Below are 18,013 nucleotides of genomic sequence, written 5' to 3' on the forward strand. Positions count from 1 at the left end.
GACGGGACGGGGAGCGGTGGGCACGCGGCGGGCGTGGCAGGGATGTGTGAGGGACATGGTCAGTGCAGGAACTTGCCTCCGGGACCGATCATTGTCATCTCAACGCGGTGACTGCCGCTGTGATCGGTGGCCGAGTAGGAAATCCTGGGGCCGCCGGCGTCCCAGCCCTGCATCGATTCCAGCGCGGCGATCAGCCTGGCGCGGGTGGGATCGCGGCCGGCGCGCCGCAGGCCTTCGGTGAAGACCTTGGCCGCCAGGTAGCCCTCCATCGAGCCGAAGCTGCGATGCGGCACGCCGGCGCGCTGCATCGCCTGGTTGTACTCGCGCTGCAGCGGCGTGCCCTCGCTCCAGGGGAAGGGCACGACCTCGGAGACCCACACGCCGCTGCCTTCGCCGCCGAGCTCGTCGGCCAGCGACTTGCCGCCGACATAGGAGGTCGCGACGAACTGGCCGGCGTAGCCCAGCTTCTTCATCGCCTTCACGAGGGCCGCGCTGGAGGTGTACGAGGCGATCAGGATCACCGCCTGCGGTCTGGCCGCGAGCAGGGCGCGGGCGGCGTCGGCGACGTCCGTGGCGTCGCGCTCGACCGTGGCCAGGGCCGCGACCTTGAAGCCGCGCTTGTCCTGCGCCTTCGTCACGGCCTCCAGGCCGGCCTTGCCGTAGGCGTCGTTCTGGTGGAACACGGCGATCTGGCGCAGGCTGCTGACCGCCAGCTGCTCGACGATGTAGTCGGCCTCCTCGTGGTAGCCGGCGCGGATGTGGAACACCAGCCGGTTGAGCGGCGTGCGCAGCGCGTCGGCGCCGGTGGACGGCGCGAACAGCGGCACGCCCTCCGCCACGGCCACCGGCACCGCGGCCAGCGTGGTCCCGGTGCCGACGGTGCCGAACAGCGCGAAGACGCCGTCCTGCTCGATCAGTTCCTTGGCGAACTTCGCGGTCTCCGCGGGGACGTAGCGGTCGTCGCGGGTGCGCAGCTCGACGCGGTGGCCGTTGACGCCGCCGCGCTCGTTGAGCGCCTGGAAGTAGGTGCGGGCGCCGAGGTTGAACTCCTCGGCCAGCTTGACCGAGGGGCCGCTGAACGGCGCGACCTGACCGAGCAGGAGGGTGCCGGTGACCGGCGGGTCGGCCGCGAAGGCAGGCACGAGGGTGATCGCGGCCAGGAGCCCGCAGAGTGCGCGAAGCGATTGCATGGCGTTCTTCCGGTTGAGCGGGGGCAGGTCACGCCATGAGGGCGCGTTCGATGTCGGTCAGCTTGTAGCGGGCCAGGGCGAGGTTGCTCTTGTTCTTGTCCAGCACCAGGTAGAGGAACAGCCCGGCGTTGCTGGTCACGAGGCGGATCAGATGGTATTGGTCGGTCAGCGTGATCAGGATGTCCTCGATGCCCTTGCGCAGGCCCAGCGCCTCCATCGTCTGCAGCTTGGCGCGCACGACCTGCGTGTTGCCGGCCGCGGCCAGGTCCAGGTTCATGGCGGTGCCGGCCTGGGCCAGGCACATGCCGCTGCGGAAGTCCACGAGGGCGGCCGCGAGGGCGCCGTCGATCGTCATGGCCGTGCTCATCGACTGCTTGAGATTGGTGCTCATCGGTGTTCTCAGGTTCTCGGCGGGGGGTGAAGGGGTCAGGCCTTGCGTGCCGGACCCTGGGGGGAGTTCTTCGATCAGGACGAACCACAGCGTCTCCGGGCTGCTGTCGGGCAGACGATGGAGGCGCGCCACGGGATCGTCCGGCGCGACCAGGGATTGCATCGCCAGCTCTTCGACGATGGCGCTGGGCATGACGAGCACGCGGATGCGCGGCACCCCCGCGGCGACGGCCTGCCGAAAGATCGCCCTGGCCGCCTGGACCGAGCCGGGGCCGAGCAGCAGGATGAGCAGGACGGGGCTGTCGTCCAGGGTCAGGTGCTCGCCGTGCGGCGGGGGCCGCCACCAGTCCAGGACCGGGGCGCCGGGATCCGCGCTCAGGGCGATGGACCGACGCGGCCCGGTGGTCGACGGCGACGTCCGGACCTGACCGATCGCCTGCTCGCCCAGCCGCGTCGTCAGGTCGACGACGCACACCCCGGATCTACTCATCGTTCATCTCTGTCTGCCTTGAACCAGATTCTTTCGGACCTCCCGGTCGCTGTCGTCACTGATTCATCACCCGGATCGAACCGACGACCCGGGGGCATTGGAGGGTGAGACTTTTCGCACGTCCTCCGTCGTCGAGCCAGCGTGGCCGACGTCGGTGGATGATCAGCCTGCGGCGCCCAGCTTGAACGCCCCGACGACCTCGGTGAGGCGCCGCGCCTGCTGACTCAGGCTGTCCGCTGCCGCGGCCGATTCCTCGACCAGCGCGGCGTTCTGCTGGGTCACCTGGTCGAGCACGTTGACGGCCTTGCTCACCTCGCCGATCCCCAGGCTCTGCTGGCCCGTCGCCGTGTCGATCTCGGCGATCAACAGGGCCACCTCCCGGATCTGGCGCACGATCTCGTCCATGGTGCTTCCCGCGCCTTCGACGAGTCGCGATCCGGTCTCGACGCGCCCGACGTTCTCGCCGATCAGGACGCGGATCTCCTTGGCGGCCGTTCCCGCCCGCTGGGCCAGGGTGCGGACCTCGCTGGCGACCACCGCGAAACCCCGTCCCTGCTCGCCCGCGCGCGCCGCCTCCACCGCCGCGTTCAGCGCCAGGATGTTGGTCTGGAACGCGATGCCGTCGATGACGCCGGTGATGTCGGCGATCTTGCGGGCGCTCGCGCTGATGTTGCCCATCGTCGCGACGATCTCGGTCATGGTGGCGCCGCCCCGGCTGGCCACGATGCTGGCGGACTCGGCCAGGGTCGTCGCGCTGCGCGCGGAGTCGGCGCTGCGTTGCGCGGTCGCCGCCACTTCCTCCATGGCCGAGGCCGTCTGCTCGAGGCTGGACGCCTGCTCCTCCGTGCGCTGCGACAGGTCGGCGCTGCCGGTCGCGATCTGATGCGAGCCCGTGGCGATCGAGTCGCTGCTCAGCCGCACCTGCCCGACGATGCCGATGAGGCTCTCGTTCATCGACTTGAGTGCCGCCAGCAACTGAGCGGTCTCGTCGCGGCCGCGCACCTCGATGGACGCGGAGAGGTCACCGGCGGCCACGGTCTCGGCGACACGGACCGCGTCGGCGATCGGCCGCGTGATCGAGCGCGTCAGCAGATACGCGATCACCACCGCCAGCAGCACGGCGATCACCGACAGCAGCGCCATCAGCGTCCTGGCGCTGCGGGCCAGCGCCGTGGTCTGCGCGCCGAACTCCTCCATGCTGTCCGCCTGCGACTTCGAGAAGGCCTCGACCGCCGTCAGATAGACGTTCTGCAGCGGCAGGATGTCCGACACGAGTCGTTGGCGACCCTCGTCGATCTTTCCCGCCTTCACCAGATCGATCAGCTGGAGTTCCTTTTCCTTGAACCTGGCGCGGCTCTCGACCAGTTGATCGAGGGCCGCCTTGCCACGCTCGCTGTGCACCGTCGCGGTCAGTTGTTCGACCGCGCGCGCGACGACGGGCAGCGAGGTCTCCAGCTTGGCAATCTCCCGCTCGGCCATCGTGTGATCGGACACGATGAGCGCCGTCCGCATCGCGCGGAGCTGGTTGTTCACCTCGTTCTCGACCGTCTGGGCCAGTTTCACCTTGACGAAGCGGTCATGGAGGATGGTCTCGGCGTTGTGGTCGATGGCGCTGATCTTGGTGACGCCGATCACGGCCAGGAGGACAAGCAGCGCGATCACGGCCGCAAAGCCCACGGTCAGACGGACGCCGATCTTCAGGTTGGAGATAGCAGTCACGATGAACTCCCTCTGGTGCCAAGTGTGGACAGGATGATCGCCTCGAATGGGCCGTCGCGCGACGCGAAGATTGAGGGACCCGTCTCTTGGAGGGAACAAGGGCGCAGGTCTACCGTCGTTGCGGCGACGATGACCCGATGGGTCGACCGCGCCCGGCTGTCGTTGGGGACGCTCGGCGACCTGGTCCCGGCAAGGGTCGCCGTCATGCAATGACAGGTCGCCACCAGACAACCAGGACTCCGACGCGTTCTAGTCCCGATCCGGATCGGCGGCCTTCAACAGCCTCAGGTCGTATACCCCGCCCGCAATCGAGCCGGGCGAGGCGACGAGCCTGACCCGCAGCGATCCGTCCGCCGGCCGGGGCCAGTCGGCCGGCAGCGCGAAGTCGCGGGTGTAGATCTCCTCGCCGGGTGGCAGGGCGGACGAACGCAGCGTCAGCTCGGCCAGCTCACGATCATTGACCTGGAGGGCAAACCGCCGGCCGTCGTCGAGCGCGGAGAACGCCAGCCGCAAGACCTGACCCTCCCGCTTCGGATCGCTGAGGCGATAACTGAACCACGCGGTCGCGTGACGCCAGCGGCGGCCCTTGTGGAGGCCGGTGTCGACGCCTTCGCCCGCGAAGCCGTGATCGCTCTCGGGCTGCTGCTCGCCGGGCGCGACGGCGTCGACGGTGCGGGCTTGCAGCGCGAGGCGCTCGCGCTCGTCCCGGGCGAGCCGGTCGCGGCGGCTTCTGGCCTCGGCCGGCGTGCTGTACGGCCAGTACACGACATACCGCGTGTCGTGCAGGCGGAAGAAGGGCTCCAGCACCAGGTCCTTCACCGGGGCGCCGTCCGGCCCTTGTGGCAGGGATCCGGCGCTGAAGGTCAGCGGGCGTCCGGGCACCGGCGCGAGCCGATCGCCGAAGTCCGGCGCGGCACTCACGAAGAGCGGCGCCAGCGACAGCGGCACGACCGCGCCCTGCGCGATGTGGTCCATGCGGGCCTCGCCCGCGCGGAAGACGAGCCGCTCGCCCGCGATCGGGCGCGTGCGGGCCGCGAGGACGATCGGTCCCCGCAGCACCGCGACGTAGTCCGTGCGCGTGGGCATCGGCTCGAGCGTCGTGCGCATCGGCAGGCGCAGGTCGACGACGTCGCCGGCGCGCCAGTCCCGCGTGATCGTGAGGTATCCGCCCGGGCGCGCGTCGTCGGCGGACAGCGCGATCGGCCGGCCGTTGAGCTTCACGCGCAGCGCGCCCGGCGCGAGCCAGCCGGGATGGCGGATCTTCAATGCGAAACGCCGGGATGCGGGCGCCTCGGCCGCGCCGGTGGCGCGAACACTGTCAACGACGCGGTCGGCGGCAACGACGGCGTCGATGCGCAGGCGCGTGGCCCCCTCGTCGGGGAATCGGGTGTGCTGGCTCAGGCGCAGGCCCTGTTCGCGCCAGTCCAGCGAGGAGGAAACGAAGAGATTGACGAACAGCGCCGGACCGTCGCCCGTGTCCTCCACGCGCGAGTAGACGAACTGACCATGCCGCGCATGGCTCTCCAGGCCGGACCCGACGCAGCACCACATGCCCAGGTGGACCTGCGAATAGACCCGGTAGTGGTTCGGCCGCATCGGCGTGAAGTACACGAAGCCGCCCGACGGATGCTGGGACGCCAGGATGTGATTGAACAGCGCGCGCTCGTAGTAGTCCGCGTACCGGGCCCGCTCGCGATCGTCGGCGGCATGCGCATGCAGCAGCTCGGTCAGCTTGAGCATGTTGTAGGTGTTGCAGGTCTCGGGACCTTCCACCTCGTCGAGCATGGGTTGGAAGTCCTCCAGCGCGTGGAAATGCTCTTTCACGCTGTTGCCGCCGGTCGCGACGCTGCGACGCTCGCGCACCGTGTGCCAGAAGAATCGCGCGGGGTCGAGCCAGTCGCCGTCCGCGGCGGCATCGCCGCCTGCGCGCGGTCCGCCCGGCATCGTGACCCGCAGTTCGGCGATCCGTGCAAAGCCGATGACCTTGGGAATCTGCGTGTTGGCATGCAGGCCCGTCAGCGCGTCGCGCCGCTCACGCAGCGGGTCGAGGACCGCCCGGTGGGAGAAGCGTTCCGCCAGGCGCAGGAAGCGGGCGTCGCCGGTCATCGCGGCCACGTCCGCCAGGATCTCGTTCATGCCGCCGTGCTCGGCGCGCATCATGTCCTGCAGCTGCGCATCGCTCAGCGGCTCGAGCAGCGTCAGCGCCCAGGCGCCGAAGTCGGTCAGCATCACGCGCGCCAGCGCTTCCCCGGTCAGGACCCACGCATCGCGCAGCCCGGCGAAGGTCTTGTGCAGGTTGTACCAGGGCACCCAGCGCCCATTGACGGAGAAGCTGTCGACCTTCAGTTCGCCGCGCGCGATCTCGCGCCAGGCGAGCTTGCCGTCGGGGATCCCGCCGAGGTAGCCGTCGCCGTGGGCGAGCTGGCAGTGGCGCAGGGCGGCCAGCACCTGCCGCAGGCGGACACGCACTGCGTCGTCGCCCGTGCCGGCGGCCATCATCGCCAGGGCCGACACGTAGTGCCCGCCCATGTGGCCGTCCAACCCGCTGCTCTCCCAGTTGCCGTAGGACGGCTTGGGCAATGGCAGGCCGGCCTCGCGGCGGAACGGCGCGAGCAGCCGGTCCGGATCGAGCGCCATCAGGTAGCGCAGGTCGGTGCGCTGCGCGTCGAGGCAGGGGCCGTCGAGCAGGCGCACCCGCGACAACGGAAAGCGCGAGACCGCGCCGGCCCCAGCCCGGGCAGGATTTGCCGGCGACGGATCGGCGGGCGCGGCGGCGGACTCGCCCGCCAACAGCGCGCCGAAGGCCGGCCCACAGACCGTCCCGACCGAGGCGGCCGCGGTGCCGCACAGGCACCGACGGAGGAAGTCGCGGCGCATCAGCCGGGCCCTGTCAGTCGCCCGTGCGCGCGGCCCACAGCGACACGCCGCCGCTCGACTGCGCCGTGAAGGTCACGACGAAGGCGCCCGCCTTGGTGTTCCATTGCCGGGACAGGACGCCGGCGAAGGTGCCGCCCGCCGTGCCGCTGCCGTTCAAGACCACCGACACTCGGTTGTTGCCCTGGTGCGTCCAGGTCCCCGTCGCGCCGCCGCTGACCGTGCCGTCGCCCGCGAGCCGGATCGCGACCGACGTCTTCGACGTGTCCGTGATGTCCAACCCGTGATTGATCAGCTGGTAGCCGCCGACAGCGTCCGCGGCGCTCACCGCGGCCGTCACCGCCGGCACCGCCAGCGACAGCGGCGCGTAGCGGAACGGCGCGGCGACCAGCCAGTCGTCGGCGTTCAGGAACATCTCGTGGACGCGGACTTGGTGCAGCTCACCGGTGCCGGGGAAACGCGTGTGGAAGATCAGGAAGAACTGGCCCGTGGGCGCGTCGAGGTAGGCCGAGTTGTGCCCCGGCGAGACATAACCGGGTGCCGTCCCCGTCTCGCCGCTCGCCAGCGCCCATTGATGGCCGCCCATCAGCTTCTGTCCGTGCGGCGTGATGCTCGCGTCGTCGAACAGCGTGCCGGCGGCGCCCTTGACGGTGGCCATGTCGGTGCCGCGGCCGTCGACGTACGGGCCGTCCGGAAGGCGCGAGCGGGACACTCGGAGGTTGTAGCCGCCGTTGGCGTCGAGCCCGCCGAAGCTGCAGAACAGGTAGTAGTACTGCGACGCCGGGCTGTAGAGCACGTAGGCGCCCTCGATGCGGGCATGGTTGCCGCCCATCAGGTGCTTGCCGTAGCCCTGGCCCGCGAGCGGCAGGCCGCTCGTCCTGTCGAGCTCGAGGATGAACAGCCCGCCCGAGTACGAGCCGTAGACCATCCACAGCCGCCCGGCGGCGTCCTTGAAGACCTGCGGATCGACGACGTTCGGATGCACCGTCGCGTCGTAGATCGTGCCGTCCTCGCTGGGCAGGCCCCATTGACCGGACTTCAGCAGGATCTGCTGGTTCACGTAGGGGCCCTGGACCGCGTCGGCGATCGCCACGCCCAGCGCCGAGCGCGGCGAGTCGCCCTTGCAGGCGCAGTAGTACATGCGGTACTTGCCGTCGTCGAGCCGCGCGACATCCGGCGCCCACAGGTCGGTGACCTGCGCCCACGCGAAGGTGTCGGCCAGCGCGGTCGTGACCTGGTTGAACAGCGGGTTGGCGTTGTTCACGCCGTCGGCCACGCTCGTCCAGTTCATGAGGTCCGAGGTCTTCGCCGCGCCGAGGTGCGAGCCGAAGATGTAGAAGCTGCCGTCGGCGCGAATCACCGACGGGTCGTGCACCGAGACCTCCGTGAAGGGAACCGGCGTCTGCGTGGGGGCAGGCGGTGCGGGCGGCGGCGGCGGAGGAGGGGGCGGCGGCGGAGGAGGGGGCGGCGGCGGAGGAGGGGGCGGCGGCGGAACCGCAGGGCCTGGTGCCGGGGCGGCGGGACTCGCGTCCGCGCCGGACGAGCCGCCCCCGCCGCAACCCGTGAGGACGAGGGCCGCCGCGCCGCCCTGCGCGAGCAGGGTGCGTCGGGTGAGGTCGCTCATGGATCAGCCCTCCAGCGACACGACGACGATGGACTTCGGCGGCAGCGGCAGGCTCAGCCGGCCGTCCTTGGCCTGCGCCTCATAAGCCTTGGGCTTGACCGCGTCCGGCCTGGCGAAGCTGTTCTCGGCGTCCATCGCGTCGGCGCTCAGCACCTGGCCGACCGCGCGTCGCGCCGCGGCGCCTTGCACGGCGAGCGTCACCGTCTGCGCCTCGCGCGGATTCACGTTGATCAGCGCCAGGTACAGCCGGCCGTCCTTGCCGCGCGCCGCCGAGGCGCTCACCGCCGGCATGGCCTTGCCGGCCAGCGCGTACTCGGGATTGCCACCCAGCGTCACGGGCAGCGCGGTCGCGTCCTGGAAGGGCGCATACAGCGCGAAGGCGTGATACGTCGGCGTCAGCACCATGCGGGTCTTGTCCGTCAGGATCATGGCCTGCAGCACGTTGACCATCTGCGCGATGTTGGTCATGTGCACGCGGTCCGCATGCCGGTGGAACATGTGGAAGTGCAGGGCGGCCAGCACCGCGTCGCGCAGCGTGTTGCGCTGGACGAGGAAGCCCGGGTTCGTGCCCGGCTCCGGGTCATACCAGCTGCCCCATTCGTCCAGGTAGAGCCCGAGGCGCTTCTGCGGGTCGTTCCTGTCCAGCACGGCGATGTTGGCGGCGACGGTCTTCTCGAAGTCCTGCGTGTAGGACAGCAGCGAGAGCCACTGGTCCTCCTTGAAGCCGGCGGCCGGGCCCTTGCCCTCCCACTGGCCGGTGGGGAAGACGTAGTAGTGGTGGCCGATCGCGTCGAAGTTGAACTTGATGTTCTGCGTGCTCAGCACCTCGGTCCACCGCGTGTCGTTGGCGTTGCCGCCGCTGGCGATGAACTTGGGCCGGTTGTTCTCGGGCGTCTTCAGGAAGGTGGCGACCTGCCGATACTGGTTGACGTAGTACTCCGGCGTCATGTTGCCGCCGCAGCCCCAGGCCTCGTTGCCCACGGCGAAGTAGTCCACCTTGAAGGGCTTGTCGCGGCCGTTCCTGCGGCGTTCCTGCGCCAGCGTGGAGTTGCCCTCGGCCGTCATGTACTCCAGCCACTCGGCCATCTCGCGCGCGCTGCCGGTGCCCAGGTTGCCGTTGACGTAGGCCTTGGCGCCGAGCTGCTCGACCAGGTCGAAGAACTCGTGCGTGCCGACGGCGTTGTTCTCGGCCACGCCGCCCCAGTGCGTGTTGACCTTCACCGGCCGCTTGCCGCGCGGGCCGATGCCCTCGCGCCAGTGGTACTCGTCGGCGAAGCAGCCGCCGGGCCAGCGCACCAGCGGCACGTGCAGCGCCTTGAGCGCGCCCACCACGTCCTTGCGCCAGCCGCGCACGTTGGGGATCTTCGAGTCGGGACCGACCCACATCCCCTCGTAGATGCCGGTGCCCAGGTGCTCGGCGAACTGGCCGTAGACCTCGGGATGGATGCGCGGTCCGGGCTTGTCCGCGTCGATGCTCAGGGTCACGTCCGCCGCCTGCGCGGCGCCCGCGAGCAGCGCGCCCGCGACCAGGCCGCAGGCCTTGTTCTTCATGCTCATGTCTGTCTCCTGTTGTCGTTGTCGTGGCCGGCCCTGTGGGGCGGCGCCTGCCGTCCCGTCGTCCCGTCGTCGCAGACTTGCGGGCTTGCGGCCGTCTGGTGTCGTCTCGTCTCCGGGCGCTCGCCCGCTCAAACGACGAAGGACCGTCGCCGGTCCTTCGCTTGTCCTCGATGCGCGCTCAGTGCGAGTGCCGGGGCACCGCGGAACCGCGGCTGCCGCGCAGGAAGTCGAAGTCGCAGCCCTCGTCGGCCTGCAGCACGTGCTGGACGTAGAGCTTGCGGTAGCCGCTCTGGTCCGCGGGATCGGGCGTCTGCTTCGCGGCCCAGTCGGCCAGCCGGGTCGCCAGCTCCTCGTCGCCGATGTCCAGATGCAGCCGGTTGGCGGCGCAGTCCAGCTCGATCCAGTCACCCTCGCGCACCACCGCCAGCGGTCCGCCGGCCTTGGCTTCCGGTGCGACGTGCAGCACCACGGTGCCGTAGGCGGTGCCGCTCATGCGGGCGTCGGAGATCCGGACCATGTCCTTGATGCCGCGCGCCAGCAGCTTGGGCGGCAGGCCCATGTTGCCGACCTCGGCCATGCCGGGGTAGCCGCGGGGGCCGCAGTTCTTCATGACGAGGATCGAATCGGCGTCGACCTCCAGGTCCGGATCCATGATCCGCCGCTTGTAGTCGTCGAAGTCCTCGAAGACCACGGCGCGACCGCGATGCTGCATCAGCGCGGGCGTCGCCGCCGAGGGCTTGAGCACCGCGCCGCGCGGCGCCAGGTTGCCGCGCAGCACGCAGATGCCGCCGTCCTCGATCAGCGGCCGGTCGATCGGGCGGATGACCTCCTCGTCATGGATGGGCGCGTCGTGGCAGTTCTCCCAGAGGGTGCGGCCGTTGACGGTCAGCGCGTCCTTGTGCGGCAGCAGCCCGTGGTCGCCGAGCCGGCGCAGCACGCCCGGCAGGCCACCGGCGTAATAGAACTCCTCCATCAGGAAGCGGCCCGAGGGCAGCAGGTCCACCAGCGTCGGCGTGCCGCGGCCGATGGTGGTCCAGTCCTCGAGCTCGAGCGGCACGCCGATGCGGCCGGCGATCGCCTTCAGGTGGATCACCGCGTTGGTCGAGCCGCCGATCGCGGCATTGGTCCGGATGGCGTTCTCGAAGGCCTCGCGGGTCAGGATCCTGGACAGCTTCAGGTCCTCCCAGACCATGTCCACGATGCGCATGCCGGAGAGGTGCGCCAGCACGTAGCGGCGCGAGTCGACCGCCGGGATCGCGGCGTTGTGCGGCAGCGAGGTGCCCAGCGACTCGGCCATGCAGGCCATCGTGGAGGCCGTGCCCATGGTGTTGCAGGTGCCCGCCGAGCGCGAGTGGCCCGCCTCGGCGCCGATGAACTCGTGCATCGAGATCTCGCCGGCCTTGACCTGTTCGTGCAATTGCCAGACGGCGGTGCCCGAGCCGATGTTCTTGCCGTTGAGCTTGCCGTTGAGCATCGGCCCGCCGGTCACGACGATGGTCGGCAGGTCCACGCTGGCCGCGCCCATCAGCAGGGCAGGGGTGGTCTTGTCGCAGCCGACCAGCAGCACGACGGCATCCATCGGATTGCCGCGGATCGATTCCTCGACGTCCATGCTGGCGAGGTTGCGCGTGAGCATGGCGGTGGGGCGCAGGTTGGACTCGCCGTTGGAGAACACCGGGAACTCCACCGGGAAGCCGCCAGCCTCCAGGATGCCGCGCTTGACGTGCTCGGCCAGCTTGCGGAAATGCGCGTTGCACGGGGTCAGTTCCGACCACGTGTTGCAGATGCCGATGATCGGTTTCCCCTCAAATTCATGGTCCGGGATGCCCTGGTTCTTCATCCAGGACCGGTACATGAACCCGTTCTTGTCCTGTGTTCCGAACCACTCGGCGGAACGCAGCTTGATCTTCTTCCTGGCCTCGGTCATTGCAGTGTTCTGTGATGTCTCCGTTGCACGATGCTAGGGAGATGGGTGATTCGGATCCAATCAAAACTTCCATGGTTTCGATGTCGAGATCGGTATCTGTTTTTGGGGTTCGGCTGTCCTTCTTCAGCTGTCCTTCTTTGTCCGTCCTTCTTCGGCCGGGGCGTTGGCCGCCATGGCGTGGGGCCCCGGCGGCAAGCGCCGAAACCCCACGCCATGCCGTCCCCCACCAGCGCCGTACTTCCACGGTTCTGCGACCGAGGACGCCGTCAGGTGGCCAGGCCGGCGTCGCCGAAACGCGGCATGCCGTCGGAGGTCCATGCCAGGCGTTTGACGAAGGTGTGGCGGTCGGGGTTCCAGAGCGGATCGCCGACGATCTCGGTGTAGGTGCGGGCGTGATAGACGAGCAGGACCGTCTCGCCGTCCTCGTCCAGCGCGAAGCTGTTGTGCCCGGGGCCAAAGACCGGCTGCGTCGCGCTGGTCGTCAGTACCGGCCGGCGCGACTTGGTCCAGCTCGCCGGGTCCATCGGATCGGACGATTCGTCCATCCACAGCAGACCCATCGCGTAGTTCTCGTCCGTGGCGCTGGCCGAGTAGCTGATGAAGACCTTGCCATGGCGTTTCAGCACCGAGGGCCCCTCGTTGACCAGGAAGCCGCGGCACTCCCAGTCGAACTCCGGACGACTGAGCATCACCGGCGCGCCGGCGAGCTGCCAGGGCGTGCGCATCGGCGCGATGTACAGGTTGGAATTGCCGGGGACGGCGGGGTCCTTCTGAGCCCACAGGTAGTACAGCCGTCCCCGGTGCTCGAACGTCGTCGCGTCCAGGCAGAAGGTATCCATCCCGCTGTCGACCTGGCCGAGGAATTCCCAGGTGCCGGCCATCGGGTCCGCCGAGGTGGTCCGCAGCGCATACATGCGGTGCTGGAACAGGCCGTCGACGATCTCCCGGCTCGGCGCCGCCGCGAAGTACACGTACCAGGCGCCTTGCCGGAAGTGCAGCTCCGGCGCCCAGATCAGCGCCGACCACGGCCCGGTGTCCGGCTTGCGCCAGATCACGCGGGGCTCGGCCTGGGACAGGTCGCCCCAGCGGTCGGCGGCGCGCAGCTCGATGTGGTCGTAGGCCGGCACCGAGGCGGTGAAGAAATAGCGCGCCCGGCCCGCGTCGTCGACGTGACGGGTGAGGTGGGGATCCGCCCGCTGGAGGATCAGCGGGGTCAGGACTTGCGCCGCGGGCGCGTCGGTGGTGCCGGTCATCGGTACGGGGGGAGCTGCGAGGTCGTCGGCGGGCGGGATCAGAGCTTCCAGCGCAGGCCCAGGGCCACCGTGCGGTCGTAGTAGCGCACGTCACGCACCAGCGACGGGTCCTTGTCGAAGTAGTCGTGATAGGCCTGGTTCAGCAGGTTGGTCACGTCCAGGGACACCGTCATCTGCCGGGTCACGTCGTAGCCCAGCGACAGGTCCAGCGTCTTGAGCGGCGCCACCCACAGCGCGTGCTGCGTGCTGCGGTACGGGAACTCGGCCAGGAACTTGTCGCGCCAGTTGTAGGCCAGGCGGGCGTAGATGCCGTTGCGCTCGTACATGCCCACCAGGTTGTAGGCCTTCTTCGACTGGCCGAGGAAGGGGCCGTCGGTACCGTCCGGCTGGGTCTGCTTGCCGGTCATGAAGGTGAAGTTGGCCTCCATGCCGAAGCCGCCCAGCCAGCCCGGCAGGAAGTCGTAGAACTGGCGGTAGCTCAGCTCGTAGCCGTGCAGGTTGGCGCGGGTGACGTTGACCGGCTGCGTCACGTTGTACGGGACGCCGTTGATCGTGGTCTGCGTCGTCTGCGTCATGACGCGGTTCTTGAACTTGTGCTCGAACACCGTGCCGGTGACCGAGCCGGTCTTGGCGAAGTAGTACTCGAGCGCGACGTCGGTGTTGTTCGACTCGGTCGGCTTCAGGTCGGGATTGCCGCCCGACAGCGTGCCGAAGGTGGTGCCGCCGCCGGGCGGCGAGTTGGTCTGCCCGGGGTTGTAGTCGACGAAGTTGGGACGCTCGATCGTCTTGCCCCAGACCAGCCGGCTGACCAGGCGCGGGGTCAGGTCGGCGCGCAACGACAGGGTCGGCAGCGCGTCGGTGCGCGACGTGTCGACCAGCACCGGGGTGATCACGTTGGACGAGACGTCCCGGGAATTGCCGCGCAGCGTCTGCTCGGTGCGGACCAGGCGCACGCCGGCCACGCCGGAGACGGGCACGCCCCACGCGTCGAAGCCGAACTTGGCGCGGCCATACACGGCGCTGGTCTTCTCGGTGTCGTCGAACAGCGTCATCGGGTCGTAGGGCGTCAGCGTCGTGCTGCCGGTCAGCATCTGGCGGAACGCGTCGCCGTTGTCGAGCAGCCAGTCGCGGGACGCGAAGACGTAGCGCTTCACGCCGAAGTCGCCGTAGGTCTTGGGCGACACCTCGTAGACGCCGGGGAAGTTGGTCAGCGTCTGGCCCACCGCCGAGAACGAGGTCGTCCACGGCATGTTGGTGTTGATCGACATCGCATCGCGCTTGGCCAGGCGCACGCCGGTGCTGAGCTCCTTCAGGAAGCCGTCCCCCATGTCGTAGTCGGCATCGGCGCGCCAGTCGGTGGAGCGGCCCTCGCGACGGCCGCGCACGTCGACGCCGCCGTTGACGTGGAAGTTCGCGGCGTCGGTCAGGTCCAGGCCGGGATAGTCGATGTAGCCACCGCCGCCGCGCACCATCGCGACGGTGCTGGTGGGGTTGTAGCCGGTGTCCAGGATGCGGTTGACCCAGTCGATCTCGCTGCGGGTGCGGGCCAGCTCGGTGCTGACCTTCAGCCGATCGGTGATGCGCCAGTTGCCGCCCAGGGCCAGCTGGTTGTTGCCGACCTCGTCGTGCTTGGCCTGCGTCGAGGTGAACCCCCAACCCGGATAGTTGGTGTTGGTGGCGGTGTCGAGGTTGTCGGTGCCCGGCTTGGTCGTGATCACGGTGCCGGGCGCCGGGCGCCAGGCGCCGTCGTTGAACATGCCGATGCCGCCCACCAGGAACGACAGCTGATAGCGGTGGTCGATGCGGGTGCCAAAGCCTTCGAGGTAGATCTCGGCATCCTTGTTCGGCTTCCATTGCAGGGCGAAGTTGCCGGCGACGCGCTTGCGGTCGCCGAGGGCGAAGACGCGGCCCATCGAGTCGGTGCCCAGCACCGGGTTCGTGCGTCCCGGCACGACGATCTGCTCGGGATTGCCGACGAAGCCGGTTTCATCGTGGTACTGGCCGCGCTGGTAGGACAGGCCGATCAGCGCGCCCATCTCGCCCAGGTCCGTCTTCCAGCGGTTGGACGCCATGCCGGAGATGTCCGGGTTGTTCGTCTTGGCCTTGTCGCGGCGTTCGCCGCGGGCGGACACGACCAGTTGCGCGTCCTTGAAGTCCAGCGGGCGGTTGGTGCGCACGTCGATGACGCCGGCGGTGCCGCCTTCGGGCAGCGAGGCTTCCTGCGTCTTGTAGACGTCGATGCGCTTGAGCATGGTCGCCGGCACGTCGGACAGGTACAGGCTGCGGCCCGAGTCCGAGAAGAACTCGCGGCCGTTGAGCAGCGTGACCACGCCGCCCAGGCCCCGGACGATCACGCCGCTGGCCTCGCCGTTGTTGCGCTGGATCTGCACGCCGGTGACGCGGCCCAGGATCTCGGCCACGTTCTTGTCGGGGAACTTGCCGATGTCCTCGGCGACGATCGAGTCGACCACCTGGTCGCTGTTCTGCTTGATCGTCTGGGCCGACTCGGCCGAGCGGCGCATGCCGGTGACGACCACCGTCTCGAGCTGGTTGTCGTCCGCCTTCTTCTTCTCTTCAGGCGCCTGCTGGGCGTGGGCGCCCGCGATGAGGCCCAGAACGGTGGCGGCAGCCGCGGTGCCGCGCAACGCGAAAGGAATCTTGCTCATGTTGTCTCCGTCGTTTTTATGGCTGGTCGCACCGGCAGGGTCCCGGACGACGCCCACAAGCCCCTCAGGGTCCTTTGTCGAGCGGAGCTGATGCTAGGAAAGCGTGCGATTCAGAGCCAATCACATTTTCCAGTTGCGCAATGCCAAATTCGGCATCAGGGCAGGCCCGGATTACCGGGCGGGCGGATTCACGAACCGGTCGACCTCGCGCGCCAGGACAGCACCGCGCAGCCTCCCCACCCAGGCCATGACAGCGGCGCGGCGCTCGGGATGGTCCGCCGCGCCGAGCTCGTCCATGACGGCGTCGGCGAGCGTCGCATGGCGGCAGTCGCCGTCGATCAGGCAGGGCGCCCAGACGAGTTCGTTGCTGTCGTCGCAAGGCAGGCCGAGCGAGCAGGCCAGCAGCACCGCCGCGGCCTCCATCTCGCGGCGTTCGGTCTCGTCCCCGTGGCGCCGACCGTCGAAGACGTACGCCTCGCCGTCACGCTGCAGCAGGCCCGGACCGAGCGCCGCCAGCATCAGCGGATCGGGGCGGTCGAGGATGGCCGCCATCCGGTCACGCGCCTCGGCGCTGCCCGGTTGCACCTGCCGGTCCCTCAGCGCGATGAGCGGATCGATCGATCCCGGCGGGACGTTCATCGCCTCCTGGATCTCTTCGGGCTGCAGTTGCGCGCACGCGGCGGCGAGCTGGTCGCGCTGGCGCGCGGCCCGTTGCGCCCGCGGATTGTTCAGGTCGAGCGACACCGGCTCAGCCACCTGCGCCCGCACCGCCATCAGCTCGAGCGTCGCGCAGGGCTGGACCAGCGCCCGCGCGTACAGCCAGCCGCCGTCGGCGCGGTGGCGCAGCGCGGTGAGGACGCTGGCCCGCAACTCGCCGGGCGGCGCGTGCAGCAAGGCCGGGAGATCCGGCCTGTCGGCGTCCGGCATCGCGGCGGCCGCCTCGGCGACCCTCACCGTGCCCGGCGCACGGGCGGACCGGCCCACGTCGAGGGGCGGCATCGGCGCCTGATGCGCGACGGCCAGAACGACCGGCTCACGGCCTTCGTCCACCAGGCAGCCCGCGACGAAGCCCGTCAGCGCGCCGCCCAGCACGGCCCCGAGCGTGAGCCGCGCGGGGTTCACCAGACCGCCTGCGGCCAGCCGTCGCTGCCCCAGGTCACGTTGTTGATGAACAGCACCGGCGCGCCGTTGTTCTGCGCGTCGTAGGCGTGCCAGGCGATCACCGAGCCGTCCGCGAGCAGCGACTGTCCGCCCGGTCCCTTGAAGCGCGAGCCGCTGGACGCCAGCACCGTGCCGCCGCCCGACATCATCGCCACGCCGGCCTTGTCGACATAGGGACCGGTGATGGCGCTCGATCGCCCGACGACGATGCGGTAGGTGCTGTTGGCGCCCTGGCAGCAGGCGTTCTTGGACGCGAACAGGTAGTACCAGGTCGTGCCGTTGGTCGCGTGCGAGATGACGAAGCCGTTCTCGATGCCGTTGACGGTGTCGCGCGCGATGTTGGTCGGATTGCCCGACGGCTTCAGCGTGGTGCTGCTGACCGGCCGGATGAAGATGCCGTTCCAGAACGAGCCGTAGACCAGGTAGGGGCTGCCGCCGACGGTCTTCGCGAGGGCGGGGTCGATGGCGTTGAAGGTGTCGCCGGCCTGCGAGCTGACGACCGCGCCCTGGTCCACCCATTTCCCGGCGGCGATGCCGCCTGCGGAGGTGGTCAGCCCGATCGCCGATTTCTGCGAGCCGAAGCTCGACACCGCGTAATAGCAGTAGCCCAGCGAGCCCCATTCGCCGCACCCCGGCGCCCAGACCTGGGCGGTCTTGTTGGCGGGGATGTAGGACTTCCACCAGGACAGGCCGCCGCTGAAGATCGGCTGGCCCTGCGTCCAGGCGTGGCCGTCGCTGGAGAACTTGACGCCGATGCCGCCGTTGTCGGTGGTCTCGAAGATCCACCACGTGGCGCTGGTCTTGTAGATGTCGGGATCGTGCGTGCCGAGCGAGCCGCTGAGCGTCCAGGGCGCGGCCAGGGCCGCGCTCGTCGCCACCATCGACAGGGCGGCCAGCGGCAGGGCGAGCGCGGCGCGGGTGGAGTGAAGCCAGCGTGCCGCCATCGCCAGGCGCGGGAATGCGAGGGTCATGTCTTGTCTCCGGTCCGTATGTATTGGTTCTCATGGCCGCGCGGTCGCGCGGGAGCACGCAGGCGCTCTGCGTGCCCGCTGGCGATGCTAGGAAACGGGCCAGGCAGGGACCAATGAATTCGGTGCCGGCGGCGATACCGCTTCGGGCATCGCGGGCATCGGGTGGCGACGGCGGAAGACGCGGAGAAAGC

General features: G+C 69.5%; 11 protein-coding genes. All 11 read right to left on the minus strand.

Annotated elements, in window-relative coordinates:
* Nucleotides 1–59: 59 nt before the first annotated feature.
* Nucleotides 60–1,190 carry an ABC transporter substrate-binding protein gene (locus AC1VNM_RS07635; protein WP_377155022.1) on the minus strand — a complete coding sequence of 377 codons (1,131 nt, stop codon included), beginning with the start codon at nucleotides 1,188–1,190 and terminating at the stop codon, nucleotides 60–62.
* Between the two features lie 28 nt (nucleotides 1,191–1,218).
* A complete protein-coding gene (locus tag AC1VNM_RS07640; protein ID WP_483109256.1) occupies nucleotides 1,219–1,581 on the minus strand; it encodes a hypothetical protein in 363 nt (120 codons plus the stop codon).
* Nucleotides 1,582–2,232: 651 nt separating this feature from the next.
* Nucleotides 2,233–3,789 (minus strand): methyl-accepting chemotaxis protein, encoded by a 1,557-nt coding sequence (locus AC1VNM_RS07645; protein WP_483106449.1) that lies wholly within the window; start codon nucleotides 3,787–3,789, stop codon nucleotides 2,233–2,235.
* Nucleotides 3,790–4,038: 249 nt separating this feature from the next.
* Nucleotides 4,039–6,666: a beta-L-arabinofuranosidase domain-containing protein gene (locus tag AC1VNM_RS07650; RefSeq protein ID WP_483106450.1), complete on the minus strand. Its 2,628-nt coding sequence runs from the start codon at nucleotides 6,664–6,666 to the stop codon at nucleotides 4,039–4,041.
* A 13-nt stretch (nucleotides 6,667–6,679) separates the two neighbouring features.
* A complete protein-coding gene (locus AC1VNM_RS07655) occupies nucleotides 6,680–8,287 on the minus strand; it encodes a glycoside hydrolase family 43 protein (protein WP_483106451.1) in 1,608 nt (535 codons plus the stop codon).
* Between the two features lie 3 nt (nucleotides 8,288–8,290).
* Complete coding sequence (locus AC1VNM_RS07660) at nucleotides 8,291–9,844, minus strand: alpha-N-arabinofuranosidase (RefSeq protein ID WP_483106452.1); 1,554 nt, start codon at nucleotides 9,842–9,844, stop codon at nucleotides 8,291–8,293.
* A gap of 178 nt (nucleotides 9,845–10,022) precedes the next feature.
* Nucleotides 10,023–11,771, minus strand: coding sequence for an IlvD/Edd family dehydratase (locus AC1VNM_RS07665; protein ID WP_483106453.1), 1,749 nt, complete (start codon nucleotides 11,769–11,771; stop codon nucleotides 10,023–10,025).
* A 266-nt stretch (nucleotides 11,772–12,037) separates the two neighbouring features.
* A complete protein-coding gene (locus tag AC1VNM_RS07670; RefSeq protein ID WP_483106454.1) occupies nucleotides 12,038–13,024 on the minus strand; it encodes a glycoside hydrolase family 43 protein in 987 nt (328 codons plus the stop codon).
* A gap of 38 nt (nucleotides 13,025–13,062) precedes the next feature.
* Complete coding sequence (locus tag AC1VNM_RS07675; protein ID WP_483106455.1) at nucleotides 13,063–15,690, minus strand: TonB-dependent receptor; 2,628 nt, start codon at nucleotides 15,688–15,690, stop codon at nucleotides 13,063–13,065.
* 171 nt (nucleotides 15,691–15,861) lie between these two features.
* Entirely contained in the window at nucleotides 15,862–16,812 is a 951-nt protein-coding gene (locus AC1VNM_RS07680) for a hypothetical protein (protein ID WP_483106456.1), read from the minus strand.
* Nucleotides 16,809–17,822 (minus strand): family 43 glycosylhydrolase, encoded by a 1,014-nt coding sequence (locus AC1VNM_RS07685; protein ID WP_483106457.1) that lies wholly within the window; start codon nucleotides 17,820–17,822, stop codon nucleotides 16,809–16,811. Before AC1VNM_RS07685 ends, AC1VNM_RS07680 begins: the two co-directional genes overlap by 4 nt.
* Nucleotides 17,823–18,013: the final 191 nt, after the last annotated feature.

The sequence above is a fragment of the Mitsuaria sp. MSU3D genome (assembly GCF_056867975.1).